This is a genomic window from Rouxiella sp. WC2420 (assembly GCF_041200025.1).
Lineage (GTDB): Bacteria > Pseudomonadota > Gammaproteobacteria > Enterobacterales > Enterobacteriaceae > Rouxiella.
The window spans coordinates 5,195,051-5,213,338 of sequence record NZ_CP165628.1 but is presented as its reverse complement, the minus strand read 5'-3'; the positions used below and the strand labels follow the sequence as shown (position 1 = coordinate 5,213,338).

Sequence of the window (18,288 nt, the reverse complement as noted above, 5' to 3'; positions counted from 1 at the left end):
CTATGAACCAGTCAGCGAAAGCACCGCGTGCCAAAGCCGCGACGTCTAAAACGAAGAAAAAAAGTCGCGTTGAGCTTGATATCGAAGCGCGCGAACGTAAGCGTGACAACAAACGTCGTGGCCACAAGCCGGGCTCACGCGCCAATCCTGATGCAGATAAGAACCAGTCTGCATCAGCCAAAAAATCTGACCCACGTATCGGCAGCAAAAAAGCCGTTCCGTTGATCGTAGAAACTGTTTTCAATAATGCTCCAAAAGTTGAGAAAGCGCCTAAGCCGAAAAAAGAAGCCAAGCCGGTTCTGCCGCCAGAAGAAGAATTAACTCTTCTTGAAAACGATGCGCGCCTGGATTCATTGCTGGATTTGATCGATGACGGCAAAACGCTGAGTGCTGAAGATCAAAGCTATGTTGACCAGACGCTGGATCGTATCGACGTGCTGATGGAGCTGCTTGGAATCGAGCTGGGTGATGAAGATGACGAAGACGAAGAGCAGGGCGAAAATATGTATCGTCTGCTGAAAGGCGGTAACTGATTTTCGTCGCGCCGTAATTATAAAAATTACGGCCAGTAAAATGGCAGTCAGCAATAGTTGCTGGCTGTTTTTTTTCCTAATTTAATCAATTTTAACGTAATCCATCCTTTATACTGCTCGCTTAATAAATCACTATTAATAAACTTCGCTAAGTAGTTCAGCCCTAAATCACTTCAGTCCAAAATATAAACCACTAATAAGTTAAATTATTTAAAATACATCGCCATTTAATTTTAGTTTTTTTAACGTGCAACGATTGTAATAAGGCTGATGATTTTTATTGTTGATAATCAAAGTTGATACATTTATAAAAGAAATAGTTTACACTGAATATATATAATTATGATGATCGTTGCTGGTTTTTAAATATTTAATTAATGTGATTACTCTCGCAGATAACTCATTAAGTTGCTAAAACCAATGCAGCCCTGAGCTTTACCTAGTTGGACAACTCGGCTTTGAGAGCTCAGGTGAGGTGCCGACAACTGTATGTTTTAAATAAATTTAACCCTATTAAGGGAAACCATGCATATCAATATTGTGGTGGCTGACGAATTCCAACTTGTGCGTAAGGGCGTCATTTCTCTAATCAGCACTATGCGTAGCATTGAGCGGCTAGAAAATACGTCATCATTCAATATTGTTGCTGATGTCTCAACGCCAAATGAATTAATCACTGTTCTGTCTGGCAAACCTGTTGATTTACTTATTCTTGGATATTCGCTAGAGACTTTTCAGAATAATAGCCCGATTGCGGCTCTTGATGGTTACGCATTAATAAAATGGTTGGCTCGGAAGTATCCTGAATTAAAAATAATAGTCATCTCACCGTACAGGCACCCACAATTAATACGCATGGTGCTCGAAATGGGCGTTTTGGGTTATATCAGTTTAAACGTAAGTGAAAAGATCCTCGAGCGGGCGATTGTTTCAGTCATCAATAATGAAGTTTATATTGAAAAAGGTATGATGAAGACCCTGTTTCAAGGCGGAGACCTCAATGGAAAACCTATCTCGTTAAAAGAGTTGGAAGTCCTGCGTTTGCTCTGTAAAGGGCATAATCTCACCAGTATCGCTGGCCGAATGAACTTGAGTATCAAAACCGTCAGCGCTCATAAGTTGCGCGCTATGAGTAAACTTGACGTTAACTCCGACTGTCAGCTGTTTTGCCTACTGGCAGAAACTCGGCTTTTTAATCTCTCTTTTTAATTATTTTTCAGGTCTTCTTGATGAATATCATTGTATTGGTCATAAGCTCTTTCTTCGTGTGTTTTGTCGCCTGCTTGTTATGTAGACTGAAGCGCCTGTCGAGACAGAAGTCACGCCTGCGCAGGGCGAGCCTGGCTCAACCTCTCAGAAAACCTCTTCCATTGCGACGGTCAGCCCGGCATCGTAAAAACGATAGCCGATAACTGCTCGTATCTGCGGGCTTTTTATCCGCAATGGAGACAAGCATGGCGGCACAGCTTATCGAATGGGACAGAGGCCTGATTCAAAAGTACAATTATTCCGGACCGCGCTATACCTCTTATCCTACTGCGTTAGAATTCAGCCCAAGATATCAAAACGACGCTTTTATTCTGGCCACTGCGCGCTATCCTGAGCGCCCGCTTTCCCTGTACGTGCATATTCCTTTTTGCCACAAGCTTTGTTATTTCTGCGGCTGCAATAAGTTAGTCACGCGTCAGCTGCATAAGGCTGAAGAATATCTGAACTGGTTGGAACAGGAGATTATCCAGCGCGCCGAGTTATTCAAAAATCGGCAAGTCAGCCAGTTGCACTGGGGCGGCGGTACACCGACCTATCTTAATAAATCGCAGATCAGTCGATTGGTTAGTGTACTGCGCAATAATTTTGATTTTCTTCCCGACGTAGAGATGTCGCTTGAGATCGATCCTCGAGAAATAGAGTTGGATGTACTGGATCATTTACGCCATGAAGGATTCAATCGCCTAAGCATGGGAGTGCAGGATTTTAATAAACAGGTTCAGCAATTGGTTAACCGTGAACAGGATGAGGAGTTTATCTTCTCGCTGGTTGAACGCGCCAGGGCGCTGGGATTTCGCTCGACAAATATCGACCTAATCTATGGCCTGCCGAAACAAACTCCAGAAAGTTTTGCCCTCACGCTGCAACGTGTTGCACAGCTAAATCCTGATCGCCTGAGCGTATTCAATTATGCCCACATGCCACAGCTTTTTGCCGCTCAGCGTAAGATTAAAGAGGCGGATTTACCCAGCGCCGAAGACAAGCTCAACATCTTGCAGGGCAGCATCGCCTGTCTGACCGATGCCGGATATCGATTTATCGGCATGGACCATTTTGCTCGTCCTGAAGATGAGCTGGCTATCGCGCAGCAGAACGGTGAGTTGCATCGCAATTTCCAAGGCTACACCACTCAGGGCGACACCGACCTGCTTGGGCTTGGGGTCTCGGCCATTAGCATGATCGGGGATACCTATGCCCAGAATGAAAAAGACCTCAAGTCCTATTACTCCAAAATTGAGGACCAGGGCCATGCTCTTTGGCGCGGTCTCACCATGACGCGTGACGATTGTCTTCGTCGTGACGTGATTAAAGCGCTGATTTGTCATTTTAAGCTGGATTTCGCGACGATTGAACGCGAGCACGGCGTGATTTTTAAAGACTATTTTGCCGAAGACTTAGCGTTGCTCGAGCCATTGATTGAGGATGAGCTGGTGGAATTAACCGGTCATCAAATAATGGTAACGCCTAAAGGCCGTTTGCTGATCCGCAATATCTGCATGTGTTTTGATAGTTATCTGCGGCAGCAGGTTCGTCAGCGGCAGTTTTCCCGAGTAATCTAAATAAAAACAGCCGCAATGCGGCTGTTGTCAGATTCAAGTTATCAAAGCTGATTAAGGATGATCAATCGGTGAAGGTTTAATTGGCAGAGACAACTTGTAGATTTTGACCGGATATTCAACCGTTGATGGTTTGCCGCCAGTCGTGGCCGGAGTACGGTTAATTTGGCCTGAAGGCATATATAACGCGCCGTCACTGACCCACATCGCATCAATCCAAACCAGTCGCGGATCGGAAACTACGGTCGAAACCTTGCCTTCTGGAGTAATGCGTTTGATGGAACGAGTGTTGATATCCGAAGCGTAGATATTGCCGTCGCTATCAATTGCCGTACCGCCCGTGCTCCAGGTATCAAGGAATTTTTTGGCGTGTTTGTTCACTTCGCCGGCTGGCAGTGAAGCGTCATTCAGATAGCGAGTTTCGATACGTGCAAGAGGGCCAGGAATTGCCTGGTAATACAACCATTTGCCGTCTGGAGAAACCTCCAGTTGGTCGAGACCTACGCGTTTCTCTTTACCATTCGGTAAAATAAGTTTTTTGCCGTCAGCGTAGATAGGTGTGTGGTCAATCGAAAGCGGCTGATTATCCAGCACGCGGTGCGCTTTGCCGGTATCAAGATCCAATACCACCAGACCCACGGCACCCGGATCGGTCATATAAGCGTAATGGCCGTTGAAACGTACGTCATCAATATAGCTGGCAGGTTTAAGGACCGGCGGTTTGATGAGGTAAGTCTTGATGACCTTGTTGGTGGCTAAATCGATTTTCACCAATTTGGCAGCGCCGTCGACAGATTTTGCACCAGTGCCGATCCCCGTGTTACCGGAATCCATCGCCCAAAGATTACCATCGGGACCAATGCGCAGTGCGTTGACATGCAGAAAATGGTGTTCAGGATCAGAAGGTTTCCACTGATTCCATTCATTGTCAGGATAAGGCGTGATTTTGCCGTTTTCGCCAACTTCACCCAATTCCAGGCCCGGGCCTTCAGACTGAGTAAATGATGCGAAGATGCGTCCGTCTTTGGTGACCGTGACGCCGTTCCAAACGTGTGAGGAAGTTGCAACTTGCTGTAAGCGCGCATCCTGCTGCGTGGGTAATGTTGGCGGCAAGGTATCCTTTGCCTGTGCTCCTGCAGCCAGTAACAGGCCGATAGTTAAACTTAACGTTTTTACCACGTGTTTCATGCCAGCTCCTTTCAAGAAAATACCCAGAGATTGAGGGGAGTTCGCGTGTAGACAGGGGAATAAGCATCCGTTGCCCAAGCCGCGTTCTTACCGTGCCACATTGCGTAAGTTGTGCGGCAAAATGGGGTGTTGCCACCCCAAAAGATAGTCTAAATTTCAACAGGTTGATTAGAGCGGGCAACCTTTTGCACGCAGCAGACTATTGAAACGCTCTGGATCAGTCGTACCCGAAGCGTTGTGCGCGCGGATTTCCTCTTCGCGCTGGGCATGTTTTTGCACTTTCGGCAGCAGGTGTTCCAGCTCTTCGTAAGGGATAGCTATCACGCCGTCCGCGTCGCCGACAATCAGATCACCCGGATTTACCAGCAGACCTGCGCAAGAGATTGGAATATTAACCTGGCCCGGACCGTCCTTGCTTGGCCCACGCAGCGTATTGCCGCGAGCAAATACGGCAATCCCGCCTTCTGCCCATTCGTTCAAATCGCGAATCGCGCCATCAATCACGAAGCCTGCGATTTTTTTGGTTAAAGCAGAGGTACGCATCAGTCCGCCGATCAGTGCCTGAGTGAGGTCGCCTGAACCGTCCACAACAATAACGTCGCCTGGATTAGCCATCTCAATCGCTTTATGAATCATCAAGTTGTCGCCAGGGCGGACTTTAACGGTAATGGCTGGTCCGCAGAGTACGACTTTGTTGTCAGCATGATAAGGCTGTAATCCCAGCGCGCCCACGCTGCGGCCCATAGTGTCGCCAATGTTTGGTACTGGCAGGCGGCTAAATGCTTCAATAGTGGCTGCATCAGGAACGTTGTCACGTTGACCGATAAAATAGCCAGCTGGCCATTCGCTGCGAGATGTCATTCGTTATTCTCCTTTCTTAAAGAATTTCAGGATTTACGCAGGCACGCGCGTTGATACGCTGCTGTTGCAGGAAATCCAGACACTGTTGAGCGGCCGAACGCGATACGGCATCCAGTGCTTCAGGGGTGGTACCGCCTATGTGCGGAGTCATGACAATATTGCTGAATTGACGGAATGGATGGTCAAGGGGTAACGGCTCTACGGCCACGGTGTCCAGACCGGCAGCGGCGAGTTTTCCGTCAGTCAGAGCTTGCGCAAGTGCAGGTTCATCAATCAGCTCACCGCGAGAGGTATTAATAACGATAGCCCGATCGGGCAGCTGCGCCAGGGTGTCGGCATTCAGCATCTTTTCGGTTGCCTTGTTTACCGGGCAGTGCAGGCTCAGCACGTTACTGTTTTTCAACAGTTCTTGCAGAGAAGCGTACTGCACGGCATCGGTTGAGTCGGTTCCTAATGGAATAGCAGGGTCAAAAAAGGCGGCGCGCATGCCAATGGCTTTGGCAATGTGAGCAACGCGGCGACCAATTTCTCCGTACCCAACCAAGCCTAAGGTTTTGCCAAACAGCTCAATCCCTTCGCTGCTGCGGGTCCAACGTCCTTCGGCAATTTCGTGTTGGAAGAAAGGCAACTGGCGTGCGGCGCTGAGCATCAGGCCTACAGCAAGTTCCGCAACGGACTGAGCATTGGTTGCCGGGGTCGTCAACACTGGAATACCGCGCGCCGTAGCCGCCGCAACATCAATATTGGTGACGCCAACCCCATGTTTGCAGATGATTTTTAGCGAAGGGCAAGACTCGATGGCTTTGGCTGACAAAGTCACGGTACGAGAAATGACGGCATCATAGGCGCGGGTGGACATCAACTGTTCGACTTCCTCAAAATCATTGGCATTTTGCAGGTAATCTAGCTCGCAACCCGCGTCCGCCAAGACTTTGCGCCCAGCTGCACCCAAGGCCGGTGCGGTCATTAAAAATTTATAGGTCATACGCTACTCCAGTGCTATTTTTACCCATATTGGCACTGTTAAAAGATAAATCATAACGCCTGAATTTTATTTATTGATTCCTACGAGGAATGGAATGGAACTGAAATACCTACGCTACTTCCTGGCTATTCAGGATACCGGGCATCTGGGACGTGCCGCTATAACCCTTGGTATTACTCAACCTGCGCTTACAAAATGTATTCAGCGACTGGAGAAAATTTATAAAACCAGACTGATATTAAAGGTGGGGAGAGGGATCCGTTTGACCGAAGCGGGATTGCTACTTTGTGAGCGGGCTCAAAAAATCGTGCAGGATATGGAAGTTACTCAGCGCGACATGAGCGCTTTGGCCGATGGCACTGCGGGTTATATTCGTCTCGGTGCTGCGGCTACGGCTGCAGAGTTTATGTTGCCGCAGTTGGCAAAACGCTTATTGGAGGAAGCCCCGAGCGTGCGCCTGGATGTAAAAGTCGGGATGAACGACCTGCTGCAAAATACTCTGCGCGAGAAGCAGCTGGATATTATTCTGGGTTTTTTACCCGACAAGAGTAATGAATTTATTGCCCGGCCTTTACTCGACGATCCGGTGGTGCTGGTAGCGAGCAAAGATCATCCTTTGGCCGGTATTCACCCGACTTCAGAGCAGCTCGATCAATATAACTGGCTGCTGCCTTCAAGAAAGGTCGCGACCCGACAATGGCTTGAGCAGCGCTTGCAGACCGGTGGTTATCCACCCCCGCGTATTCAAATCGAAGCCAATTCAATTGCGACACTGCATTCAGTGATTGTCGAGACTAACCTGTTAAGCTTTATTTCGCGCCGTGCTCTGCAAGAGATCCAACATGCTATTCCGCTGGTGGAGATCCCAATGCCGCTGTTAGTCATGCCGCGTACCTTTGGTTTACAGTTCCACTCCTGGAGCGAGCTATCACCAGTTGCGCGGCAGTTTGTGCTGATCGCCGAGAAGATCTGGAATTATCACTAATCAGCGCTGTTTATTAAAAGAGTAATTGTTGATTAATTAATCTATCGATACCTGTCTACTCAAAAAATAAACAACCAGCGCTCTGATCTCTGAATATACCTCTTATATACCTTCTCAAAATTCAAGCCAATACGACTTATTGTTCTCTGGGTTTTATGCCAGAGAACAATAGGCGTGATTATCCTGCTATATTTTTACTTAAGTAATTTCGTCCGGTGATAAATAACCAAACTTACTACTAACTATAACCACTAGGCACTTTTTTTAATGATAATGGCGTGATAGAAATGTATATCAAATGTTATCAATTAGTGAGTAATGGTTTTAGTCAGTATATTTTTATCCTGCGAAACTTCTGATTGCAGCCAAATATACTGTCTTCAGAAAGGGCGAAAGGGTAGCTCAAATTAATTATCACCACGGCGAAACAATTATGAATAAATCTTTAGATCTTGCTTATGTTGTTGCGCGTATTCTGGCGGTTGGATTGTTCTTTACGTCAGGCGCAGAAAAGATATTTCAATACTCGGAAAACGTCTCTGTGATGGCACAGAATGGCGTGCCGAGCTTCTTTCTGCCACTGGTTATCTTGCTTGAAGTCGGTGGCAGCATTGCTATCGCTTTCGGCTTTTTGACCCGTTTTACCTCAGTATTTATGGCGGCGTTCTCTATCATTGCCGGTTTTCTTTTTTATCAAGGCTTTACCATGCCGCACCTGATTGTATGGTTAAAAAATGCCTCATGTGCTGCAGGATTCATTTTACTGGTTATCAATGGCCCGGGCCGCTGGAGCATTGACCACATGATTAGCCTGAAGCTGGGTAACAAGAAAACCGCTGGTGTACAGAAGAGCGTGGCCTGACGTTCAGAATTAAATCTGTAACTGCGGTTCCACGTTTATCGTGTCCGCGTAATGTGTCAAATAAAGTGAGATTTATTATGAAGAAAGTAAGTTGTGCATTATTGGTTTCTGGCCTGTTGGTGGGTTTTGCAGCACAGGCGGCGGACGACGGTATTACTCGCGTTCCAGTCATTACCCACGATCAGGCCAACGAATTAGTTAAAAAGGCCGAAGAAACCATTAAATCGCACCACATTGGTGGCGCAGTGGCTATTGTTGATGCTGCTGGTCAATTAATTACCTTCGATCGTTTAGACGGTTCTACACCTGCTAATATTGCATTAGCTCCTGAGAAAGCAAAAACCTCGGCTTATTTCGGACAGCCGACAGAGGCTTATCAAGACAAAGTTGCTAAAGGGAATATGCTTATTTTGGGTAACCCAAAAATTCTGCCTTTCGCAGGAGGGATCCCAATCAAATTAGACGGCCAGGTCGTTGGCGCTATTGGTGTGAGCACGCCTGATGGCAGCGTTGATGCAGAAGCAGCTAAAGCGGCTCTGACAGTACTGAAATAATAAAATAATAATAAGATTTAACTTTAGGCCGACCTGCCTGATATTGGGTCGGCCCGTATTTGGTGAGTAATGTTAACTATTCATAGTTCCAGCTATCAACAATGCTATTCATTAATCAATACGGGAATATAACAGTGAAAAAAATTCTGATGTTAGCGGCCTTATGTTCACTCGGCAGCCTGAGTGCATTTTCAGCCAATGCCACAATCACGCAAACTATTCTTTCAGCAGAAGATGCAGCAAAACTTATTACAGTGGCAACAGAAAAAGCGCAGAGCCTGCATGCCAATGTTTGTATTGCCATAGTTGACCAGGCTGGCCAGCTGATGTCATTCAAGCGTATGGATAACGCACCGGTAGGCTGCATTGATTCCTCAATTTTAAAAGCACGCGCAGGCGCGCTTTATCATACCCCGACTGACAAATATATGGGGCGTGCCAACGGCGCAGAGCCTGCTATTGCTACATTGCCTGGTATGGTGCCATTGGGTGGCGGTAACCCGATTGTGTTTCATGAGGCGGTGATTGGCTCTGTAGGCGTCAGTGGTTCTGCCAATCCGAATGAAATAGAGATTGCCAAGGCAGCCGCCGAAAGCCTGAAGTAAGCGGTAAGTCGGCAGAAAAAAAGCCTCAGGGATGAACTCCACTGAGGCTTTTTTTGATGACGGGATTCGAGTTATCGCACGTTTAGTGGCTGTTCTTCTCGGCCAGTTTGCTTTTACCCATTCCCACAGCCAAAACCAGCAATGCACCCACAATACCGGCAATGGTTGGCAGATGATTAATCGCCGTAATTTGCAGATGAGCTATTGCCGGGTCAGTCACGAACATGCTGCCGGCAATCCAGCCAATTAGCGCGCCACCGAGCATGATAACCACCGGGAAACGGTTGATGATTGCCAACACCAGTTTACTGCCGGCGATAATGATTGGAATGCTGATAACAACGCCGAGTGCAACCAACAGGTAATTTCCCTTACCCGCTGCGGCTACTGCCAATACGTTGTCCAGAGACATCACCACGTCAGCGACCACAATGGTCATCGCGGTTTTCCACAGGCTGGAACCGCCCTTGATATCGCTTTCTTCATCTTCATTGGCAACCAGTTTGATACCGATCCACAGTAGCAATAGCCCGCCGACTAACTTCAGATATGGCAGGTCCAGCAGCTTGACCGCAATGATCAACAAGACCACGCGCGCGACAATCGCCCCAATGGTGCCAATAATAATGGCTTTGTTGCGTTGATGCGGCGGCAATTTCCGGCAGGCCATCGCAATGACTACCGCATTATCACCGCCTAACAGCAGGTCAATTACGATGATTTGTAGCAGGATGACGATGAAGTCCCATTGATCAAATAACCAGGTCATAAAACACTCTATGCAGCGTAAAAAGGGAAAATCCCGGTCAGCAGCGAAACCGCTATCAAAATTAAACTACTGACCAAAGACCATTTAAAGGTGAAGTACTGATTCTCTGAATAATCGAGTTTCAGCATACTGACCACCAAATAAGTTGAAGCAACCAGCGGGCTCAGAATATGAACTGGCTGGCCCATCAACGCGGCTCGCGCCATTTCGATACCACTAATGCCGTGATGTTTTGCGGTATCTGCCAACACGGGCAGCACACCAAAATAGAACACATCGTTTGACACCAGCCAGGTCATCGGAATACTCAGCAAGGCCGTTACAACGGCCATGTATGGCCCTAGCGCGTCAGGGATGACATCCAGCAGCGCGCTACCTACCGCATTGACCATGCCTGTGCCGGTAAACACGCCGGTAAAGACTCCCGCAGCAAAAATTAGGCTGGACACGGCGAGAATCGGTGGCGCGTGTTGTTCCAGCTGTTCTTTTTGGGCTTGCAGGTCCGGGAAGTTAACGATGAGCGCCAGACAGGCGGCAATCATAAACAGATAGCTTAACGGTAACACTTCGACACATAAACCGATAATCAATAAAATGGTCAGTGCCCAGTTAAAATAGAAGGTTTTCGGGCCACGACAACGATGTTGCTCGTCGATTGCGTTCTCGAAATTTAGGTTCAAGTCTGATCCTAAGCGCGCTCGCTCGCGGCGGCCAAAGATATAGGCAAGAACAAAGGTCCATATCGCACTGGCCACCAAGGCAGGTAGCATCGGCACAAACATGGTACCAATATCAACGTGCATTGAAGTGGCCGCACGCGCCGTTGGGCCGCCCCATGGCACCATGTTGCCGAGACCGGATACCTGCAGCAGCAGGCAGCAAACCATCGGCAGAGACAGGCCCAGACGTTTATAAATCGGCAGGAAAGCTGAGAGTACAATGATATAAATAGTTGCCCCATCGCCATCCAGCGCGACAATAAACGCCAGCAGCACTGTGCCGAGAAAGATTTTTACCGGATCGCCTTTAACCGCCTTAATTACCCGTTTAACCAGCGGGTCAAACATGCCTGCTTCGGTCATTACCATAAAATAAAGCATGGCAAAGATAATCATCACCCCATTGGGTGCGACGGTTTTTATCCCATCCATCATAAATTTGCCGATGTGGGCATAGAAACCACCTATCAGCGCGAAAATGGTGGGAATAAGGATCAAGGCGGTCAGGGCTGACAGTCGCTTGGTCATCAAACAAAATATAAAGAAGATGAGCATCAAAACACTCAATATCACCAGCATCGCTTCATTCCTCGGTAGGGTAGAGATAAGTTGTAGGGGGTTGCAACAGTCTGTTAGCTGCTTGTTTCTTTTGGGTTATTTTCAAGGATTATGTCAGTAACAAGAGGTTAATAATGTCATCTGGTTTTATGAATTGATTCCTGTAGGGAATGAGAGGCGCTTAAAATTATGTTGATAAATTAAACTAATAATGTACCAAGAGGTTCGAAATTTGCTGTCGACCTTGATAATAGTGACTTTTAAGAAAATACGAAGCAGTCATTGTGGAGTATTTCAAAGGCAGCTTTAGGGCAAAAGCTTGAGTTGTGCGGGTAAAATGGTGTTTCGAGTTTGTGAGCAAGGACAAATATTTCTATTGGCTTTCTGAAAGAGTTATTGCCAATGAGTATGAAATTAGGCTGTTTCAAGCCTGTTTTCAGTCGCAATCGTCAATTTTTTTGAGCCGAATATCAGCATTGGCCGAGGAGAGTCTCTCCTGGGAATTGAGATTTAGAAAAAGTGATTAAAAAATGGACTTAATGATTTGGCAAACGCGGGTTTGATAGGAAATATAAGCGGTGTTAAAGTAAAAAGATCGGCCAGCAGAGACTTTATCAACGTCCTGTCTGACCGGTATAATTTTTCCCTGGTGTCGGCCAAATCGGCTACCTGACTGAGTCGTCGGGAGTTTTTTCGATTCGCCTAACGAGGTTTATTATATGTTGATCTTCCTAATTTGTAAGTTGTACTTAAGTATGATGCGCACCTGTACTTAAGTGCAGGTTGTCACGCTAAAAGGGAAAGTCTGACTGTAACGGAGCCTGCATGTTTTCTGCATTCAATGAAAATAAGACCATCACGGAAACACTCCGGGATCACATCGATAGAAAATTGTCCTCACTCGGCTGTGTGGAATACGCTTACACGGTCCTCAGCAAGAAAAAACCTTCAGATATGCTTATTATTTCGAGCTATCCTGACGAATGGGTGAATTTATATCGCACCAACAATTTTCAACTGACCGATCCGGTAATATTGACGGCGTTTAAACGCACATCGCCTTTTGCCTGGGATGAAAATATTACCCTAATGTCCGATCTGAAGTTTACCAAGATTTTTTCTCTCTCCAGGAAGTACAACATCGTCAATGGCTTCACCTTTGTGTTGCATGACCATATGAATAATCTGGCGTTGCTGTCGATCATTATTGCCAGCAACCAACAAGAGGAACTAGAAGCCCGGCTCTCTTCCGAGCGGGGAGCCATGCAGATGCTGCTCATCGATATCAATGAGCAGATGTATCACTTGGCTAGCGCTGCTTCATCGGGAAGGCAAAAAAATGCCGATACCAACAAAGCTATTTTCACCCCTCGTGAGAACGAGGTGCTTTATTGGGCCAGCATGGGGAAAACCTATGGCGAGATTGTCGGCATCGTGGGTATTTCCGTGAGCACGGTGAAGTTTCACATGGGTAATATTGTCAGCAAGCTGGGGGTCAGCAACGCCCGCCAGGCAATCCGGCTGGGCGTTGAACTAGAACTCATTACACCGGCAGCGACAGCGGCCAGGTAATCACCGAAGATTCAGCATGGCCAAGGTCGTTAACAAGCCCTGAGGCCATCTGTGACTGATCTTCGGCAGTGGTTGGCAGATATACAAGATAGATTCGCTCCCGCTCGCTGAGGTAAGCCTCTTTAAGCGGCTCTATCTGCCATCCTGAGCGTTTCAGGATAGTCAGCATCGGTCGGCTTACAATAGTATGGATCCCATCGCGGTTGTTTTGTCGTGCCCAGTTAATCATGGCAACAAACAGAATCTGACTAATCGGGAAGCGTTCGCCAAGCAGTTGTCGCGCACGCGTTTTATCGACAAAAAAACGGCTCGATTCCATGCCACCGAGTGGCAGCGGAACAGAATCAAAACATTCACGAAAAGTGTGAGTAATCATGTTGGGTTGATCGAGATCGGTAAAACGCACGCTACAAATCAGCTGGCCTTTACACAGACCCAGAATATAACGAGTGCTGGGGTTATCGAACTCATCGAACTCCATGTCGACGTTGCAAACCACATCCCATCCCAACCGATCGCTAAAGGTTTTTTTTCTTAGTCGATAAAGCTCATTCGAGTGCGTCATCTTCAGCTCTTCATAGCTGACGTCAAACAGTTCAAGCATCCCGTCGAAAGTGTCTTCTTCCAATACTGTTTTATTCATTTTTTATTGAGCCTCAGTTCCCCATAATCGTGGTGTTAATGATTAATATTATACGCAGGCTATGAATGCTCTCCAAGGCCGGTGAAATTCTCACTACACGGTTACCTAGAAAGAACATAGACTTGAACCCTATTTTGCCAGCAAAAAGGCAAAAAAAAGCCCGGCTTCAAGGGCCGGGACTATTTTGTTCGGGCTTCGCGACACTGCCTGAAACTTTAACATCTCTTAAGTTAACTTACCTTAAATCAAGATGCAGCGAATTTATTCCATGCCCAATTCTTTAAGCTTGCGGGTAAGCGTGTTACGTCCCCAGCCTAGCAGTCTTGCAGCTTCTTGCTTGTGACCTTGCGTATGGCGCAGCGCGGTGGTCAGTAGAGTGCGTTCCATTTCTGGCTGTGCTTCTGAAAGAAGGTTTTGATGACCGGAGCGCAGCGCGCGATCGGCCCACTGTGCCAGCAAGGTTGCCCAGCTGTCAGGCAGACTTTGCCCACCGGTCTCCGGCGCGCTGCTTTCAAACAACTCAGAAGGCAAGTCCTGAATCAATACTTCCTGACCGGCCGCCATCACTGTTAACCAGCGACAGGTGTTCTCTAACTGGCGCACGTTGCCCTGCCACGGTAAACGCGTCAGTGCCGTTTCAGTCTCTGGATGAAGATTCTTGGCTTCAACACCCAACTCTTTAGCGGCAACTTGCAGGAAATAACGCGCCAGACGTGGAATATCTTCACGGCGTTCACGCAGCGGTGGCAAATGTACGCGAATTACGTTCAGGCGGTGGAACAAGTCCTCACGGAATTTGCCTTCCTGTACGCGCAGCTCCAGGTTCTGGTGGGTTGCGGCAATGATACGCACGTCCACTTTCACTGGCGCATAGCCGCCTACGCGATAGAACTGACCATCGGCCAAAACGCGCAGCAAACGGGTCTGAACATCCATCGGCATATCGCCGATTTCATCCAGAAATAAGGTGCCGTTATCGGCCTGTTCAAAACGTCCCTGACGGATCTGATTAGCGCCGGTAAAGGCCCCTTTCTCATGACCAAACAGTTCTGACTCGATCAAGTCTTTGGGAATAGCCGCCATGTTCAATGCGATAAACGGCGCTTTGGCTCGTGGACTGTGACGATGCAGGGCGTGAGCAACCAGCTCTTTACCCGTTCCTGATTCGCCGTTGATCAACACACTTATTGATGACCGGGAAAGACGACCAATGATGCGAAACACGTCCTGCATCGCTGGCGCTTCACCGATAATATCCGCCGTTGGGCCACTGGCAGGCTGGCTCCGCGCCGGCTGCTGTTGTTCCTGATAATGGCTGATAGCACGTTCAACCAGGGCAACCGCTTCGTCGATATCAAAAGGTTTCGGCAAATAATCAAATGCGCCCTGTTGGTATGCGCTGACCGCCGCGTCCAAATCAGAATGCGCGGTCATGATAATCACCGGCAACATCGGATGACGTTGTTTGATTTGTTTTAACAGCGCCAACCCATCCATTCCGGGCATGCGAATATCTGATAACAAAACGTCAGGGGTTTGAGTCGCAATGGCTTCCAGCACTTCATTGCCGCTGTCGAACGTGGTGCAGTTTAAACCCGCCCCAGTGAGCGCGCGTTCAAGAACCCAGCGGATGGAGCTATCGTCATCGACGATCCAGACTATCCCTCGTTGCATAAGAACCTCACTGGCGAATAGGCAGGAAAACCGAGAATTCGGTGTGTCCTGGCCAACTGTTAAATTCAACTTTACCCGAATGCTGGTCAATCAAACTGCGCGCGATGGACAGGCCCAGACCTGTTCCCCCTTCGCGGCCACTGACCATAGGGTAAAAAAGTGTATCCTGCAGATGCGCAGGTACGCCGGGACCGTCATCTTCAATATCAATGCGAGCCACCAGGCGATAACGCACACCGTGCAAGGTAATCTGGAAAGCGGTACGCGTTCTTAGCGTAATTGTGCCGCCTTCTTCTCCCAATGCCTGCAAGGCATTCCGGGTAATGTTGAGCAGAATCTGCTCTATTTGATCCGGGTCGTGGGCCAGTTCCGGCAAGCTTGGATCGTAATCACGAACCAGTTGGACGTTGTCAGGTTTTTCCATCGACACCAGTTGGCAAACACGCTCGGCAACCTGATGGATGCTTTGTGTGATGTGCTGACTCGGGCGCTGCGGGCCTAACAGGCGGTCCACCAGATTACGTAATCTGTCGGCCTGCTCGATAATGACCTTGGTATATTCCAGCAGGGCAGGATCGGGAAGCGCTTTTGACAGCAGCTGCGCCGCGCCGCGTAAACCGCCCAGCGGATTTTTAATTTCATGTGCCAGTCCGCGGATCAGATCCCTTGCGGCAACCTGCTGCGCGTGCTGAAGCTGTTCCTGACTCAAGCGACGCTGGTTATCCATCGGCGCCAGTTCAATCAAGATAAAACCTTCCGGCAAAGACTGTGCGGTCAGCGACATAATATGCGCACGACCGTCGACCACCAGGGTGACTTCGCTGTCGGTAAACCCTTGCCCAGCCTCGATACTTTCACGCATAAGCTCGATATTGAGCGAAAAGTAGCCCACTAGATCGGGCAGTGGTGTCCCGAAAAGCTTGCGTGAACTCTGCGCTAATAATTGCTGAGCCGCCGGATTGGCGTAATGCACGGCCAATTCGTCGTCCAACAGCAGAACGCTGTTGATAAGAGAATTGAGGATCTGCCCAGCATCGGGCAGCTTGCCAGTTGCCATACAGCAGTCTCCCGCACCTGATTGGTGCATTTAAACCGCTACCCGCCAAACAGTCGGGTCAGAGGTGTCAAACAGGAAAGTAGCGTGGAGAAAAAAGCCCATCCGGAGATGGGCTAGAAATTTCCACGGCAACAAAAATATCTCGATATTTTTTGTTCTGCGCCGTCGTTGCCAGCAAAGGGCGGCGGCGCAGAGTAAAGCTCGGCTCAGGGAGCGAACCCATCCACTCCCGTTGCGCTACAACGTTAAATTAAACGCTGTAGTACAGTTCGAACTCTACTGGGTGTGGCGTCATGCGAATACGATCGTTTTCTTCAACACGCAGTGCGATGTAAGCATCGATAGCGTCGTTGGTGAATACGCCACCACGAGTCAGGAACTCACGGTCTGCATCCAGACAGTTCAATGCTTCTTCCAGAGAGCCTGCAACCTGTGGGATCTCTGCCGCTTCTTCTGGTGGCAGGTGGTACAGGTCTTTGTCCATCGCATCGCCAGGATGGATTTTGTTGATGATGCCGTCGAGGCCAGCCATCAGCAGTGCAGCAAACGCCAGGTATGGGTTAGCCGCTGGATCAGGGAAGCGAGCTTCGATACGCATGGCTTTAGGGCTGGAAACGTGTGGAATACGGATAGAAGCAGAACGGTTACGCGCTGAGTAAGCCAGCATAACAGGGGCTTCGTAGCCTGGGACCAGACGTTTGTAGGAGTTGGTAGTCGGGTTGGCGTACGCGTTGATTGCTTTTGCGTGCTTGATGATACCACCGATGTAGTACAGCGCAGTTTCAGACAGGCCGCCGTATTTGTCGCCAGAGAACAGGTTATTACCGTCTTTGGACAGAGACATGTGGCAGTGCATGCCTGAACCGTTATCGCCAAACATTGGTTTTGGCATAAAGGTCGCAGTTTTGCCAAATGCGTGAGCCACGTTGTGAACCACGTATTTGTAGATTTGGATTTCGTCAGCTTTTTTGGTCAGGGTGTTGAAGCGGGTTGCCACTTCGTTCTGGCCAGCGGTAGCAACTTCATGGTGGTGAGCTTCAACAACCAGGCCCATTTCTTCCATGGTCAGACACATGGTAGAACGCAGATCCTGAGCTGAGTCGACAGGAGGAACCGGGAAGTAACCGCCTTTAACTGCTGGACGGTGGCCTTTGTTGCCGCCTTCGTATTTGGTGCTTGAGTTCCATGCGCCTTCGATATCGTCGATAGCAACATGAGAACCAGAGATGCTGCTGCCGAAGCGAACGTCATCAAACAGGAAGAACTCTGGCTCAGGTCCGAACAGAACGGTGTCCGCGATGCCTGAAGATTTCAGGAAGTCTTCAGCACGTTTTGCAGTTGAACGCGGGTCACGGTCATAACCTTGCAGCGTGTTTGGTTCAACGATGTCGCAACGGATGATCAAGGTTGATTCTTCAAAGAACGGGTCAAGAACCGCAGTGCTTGGATCTGGCATCAGAACCATGTCTGAGTCGTTGATAGTTTTCCAGCCGCCGATAGATGAACCATCGAACATTTTACCATCTTCGAAGAAATCAGGGCTTACCTGATGAGATGGAATGGTTACGTGCTGTTCTTTACCCTTGGTGTCAGTGAAGCGAAGGTCAATGAATTTGACTTCATTTTCCTTGATAATCGCAAAAACGTGTTCAGCGGACATACTAGTTCTCCCGAATTTCTCATTATGTCATCGTCGTGTAACGAAACGAATAAACAAACATTGTTGAAAATGGCGTGTGGCTTAAACAGCTTTTCTAATTGCTCTGATAAGTCTCTTTTCACCCTTGGTTAACGGTTGCGAAATCTGTGCCAACTTTGATAAAGAGGTGTGAAAGCCATTCTATGCGGGTTGCATGGATAGTTAGTATGCACCATAACGGGATTTATGCACCATTTTG

At 48.3% G+C, this 18,288-nt stretch carries 17 protein-coding genes; 8 read left to right on the top strand and 9 right to left on the bottom strand.

The annotated features are described in order from the left end of the window. Nucleotides 1–2 precede the first annotated feature (2 nt). The 3 genes from yihI to hemN all read left to right on the top strand — a co-directional run bounded on the left by yihI (nucleotide 3) and on the right by hemN (nucleotide 3,361). On the top strand, nucleotides 3–533 hold the full coding sequence (yihI, locus tag AB3G37_RS23990) for a Der GTPase-activating protein YihI (RefSeq protein WP_369789282.1): 531 nt from the start codon (nucleotides 3–5) through the stop codon (nucleotides 531–533). Nucleotides 534–1,058: 525 nt separating this feature from the next. After that, complete coding sequence (locus AB3G37_RS23985) at nucleotides 1,059–1,742, top strand: response regulator transcription factor (RefSeq protein ID WP_009638756.1); 684 nt, start codon at nucleotides 1,059–1,061, stop codon at nucleotides 1,740–1,742. 245 nt (nucleotides 1,743–1,987) lie between these two features. Next, nucleotides 1,988–3,361, top strand: a complete 1,374-nt coding sequence (gene hemN / locus AB3G37_RS23980) for an oxygen-independent coproporphyrinogen III oxidase (RefSeq protein WP_369789281.1) — start codon at nucleotides 1,988–1,990, stop codon at nucleotides 3,359–3,361. A 51-nt stretch (nucleotides 3,362–3,412) separates the two neighbouring features. Here the strand turns inward: hemN and AB3G37_RS23975 are convergent, their stop codons facing one another. The 3 genes from AB3G37_RS23975 to AB3G37_RS23965 form a co-directional block, all read right to left on the bottom strand. Beyond that, a complete protein-coding gene (locus tag AB3G37_RS23975) occupies nucleotides 3,413–4,546 on the bottom strand; it encodes an L-dopachrome tautomerase-related protein (protein WP_369789280.1) in 1,134 nt (377 codons plus the stop codon). A gap of 168 nt (nucleotides 4,547–4,714) precedes the next feature. Next, a complete protein-coding gene (locus AB3G37_RS23970) occupies nucleotides 4,715–5,407 on the bottom strand; it encodes an RraA family protein (protein ID WP_369789279.1) in 693 nt (230 codons plus the stop codon). A 16-nt stretch (nucleotides 5,408–5,423) separates the two neighbouring features. Further along, a complete protein-coding gene (locus AB3G37_RS23965; protein WP_369789278.1) occupies nucleotides 5,424–6,392 on the bottom strand; it encodes a hydroxyacid dehydrogenase in 969 nt (322 codons plus the stop codon). Between the two features lie 94 nt (nucleotides 6,393–6,486). On the opposite strand from AB3G37_RS23965, the gene AB3G37_RS23960 reads away from it, so the two are divergent. The 4 genes from AB3G37_RS23960 (at nucleotide 6,487) to AB3G37_RS23945 (ending at nucleotide 9,398) form a co-directional block, all read left to right on the top strand. Next, a complete protein-coding gene (locus AB3G37_RS23960; RefSeq protein ID WP_009638751.1) occupies nucleotides 6,487–7,377 on the top strand; it encodes a LysR family transcriptional regulator in 891 nt (296 codons plus the stop codon). 433 nt (nucleotides 7,378–7,810) lie between these two features. Continuing rightward, nucleotides 7,811–8,239, top strand: coding sequence for a DoxX family protein (locus tag AB3G37_RS23955; protein ID WP_369789277.1), 429 nt, complete (start codon nucleotides 7,811–7,813; stop codon nucleotides 8,237–8,239). A 77-nt stretch (nucleotides 8,240–8,316) separates the two neighbouring features. Beyond that, complete coding sequence (locus tag AB3G37_RS23950) at nucleotides 8,317–8,793, top strand: heme-binding protein (RefSeq protein ID WP_009638749.1); 477 nt, start codon at nucleotides 8,317–8,319, stop codon at nucleotides 8,791–8,793. A gap of 134 nt (nucleotides 8,794–8,927) precedes the next feature. After that, on the top strand, nucleotides 8,928–9,398 hold the full coding sequence (locus tag AB3G37_RS23945; protein WP_369789276.1) for a heme-binding protein: 471 nt from the start codon (nucleotides 8,928–8,930) through the stop codon (nucleotides 9,396–9,398). 82 nt (nucleotides 9,399–9,480) lie between these two features. Here the strand turns inward: AB3G37_RS23945 and AB3G37_RS23940 are convergent, their stop codons facing one another. After that, nucleotides 9,481–10,167, bottom strand: coding sequence for a TerC family protein (locus AB3G37_RS23940; protein WP_009638747.1), 687 nt, complete (start codon nucleotides 10,165–10,167; stop codon nucleotides 9,481–9,483). 8 nt (nucleotides 10,168–10,175) lie between these two features. Next, on the bottom strand, nucleotides 10,176–11,465 hold the full coding sequence (locus tag AB3G37_RS23935; RefSeq protein ID WP_009638746.1) for a CitMHS family transporter: 1,290 nt from the start codon (nucleotides 11,463–11,465) through the stop codon (nucleotides 10,176–10,178). An 804-nt stretch (nucleotides 11,466–12,269) separates the two neighbouring features. Here AB3G37_RS23935 and AB3G37_RS23930 point away from each other — a divergent pair. Then, nucleotides 12,270–13,016 carry a LuxR family transcriptional regulator gene (locus AB3G37_RS23930; protein ID WP_009638745.1) on the top strand — a complete coding sequence of 249 codons (747 nt, stop codon included), beginning with the start codon at nucleotides 12,270–12,272 and terminating at the stop codon, nucleotides 13,014–13,016. Here the strand turns inward: AB3G37_RS23930 and AB3G37_RS23925 are convergent. The 4 genes from AB3G37_RS23925 to glnA form a co-directional block, all read right to left on the bottom strand. Further along, nucleotides 12,988–13,620, bottom strand: coding sequence for an acyl-homoserine-lactone synthase (locus AB3G37_RS23925; protein WP_369791024.1), 633 nt, complete (start codon nucleotides 13,618–13,620; stop codon nucleotides 12,988–12,990). The genes AB3G37_RS23930 and AB3G37_RS23925 overlap by 29 nt on opposite strands. A 300-nt stretch (nucleotides 13,621–13,920) precedes the next feature. After that, nucleotides 13,921–15,333 (bottom strand): nitrogen regulation protein NR(I), encoded by a 1,413-nt coding sequence (gene glnG, locus AB3G37_RS23920; RefSeq protein WP_009638743.1) that lies wholly within the window; start codon nucleotides 15,331–15,333, stop codon nucleotides 13,921–13,923. A 7-nt stretch (nucleotides 15,334–15,340) separates the two neighbouring features. After that, nucleotides 15,341–16,390: a nitrogen regulation protein NR(II) gene (gene glnL, locus AB3G37_RS23915; RefSeq protein WP_009638742.1), complete on the bottom strand. Its 1,050-nt coding sequence runs from the start codon at nucleotides 16,388–16,390 to the stop codon at nucleotides 15,341–15,343. Between the two features lie 250 nt (nucleotides 16,391–16,640). Continuing rightward, on the bottom strand, nucleotides 16,641–18,050 hold the full coding sequence (gene glnA / locus AB3G37_RS23910; protein WP_009638741.1) for a glutamate--ammonia ligase: 1,410 nt from the start codon (nucleotides 18,048–18,050) through the stop codon (nucleotides 16,641–16,643). Nucleotides 18,051–18,288 lie beyond the last annotated feature (238 nt).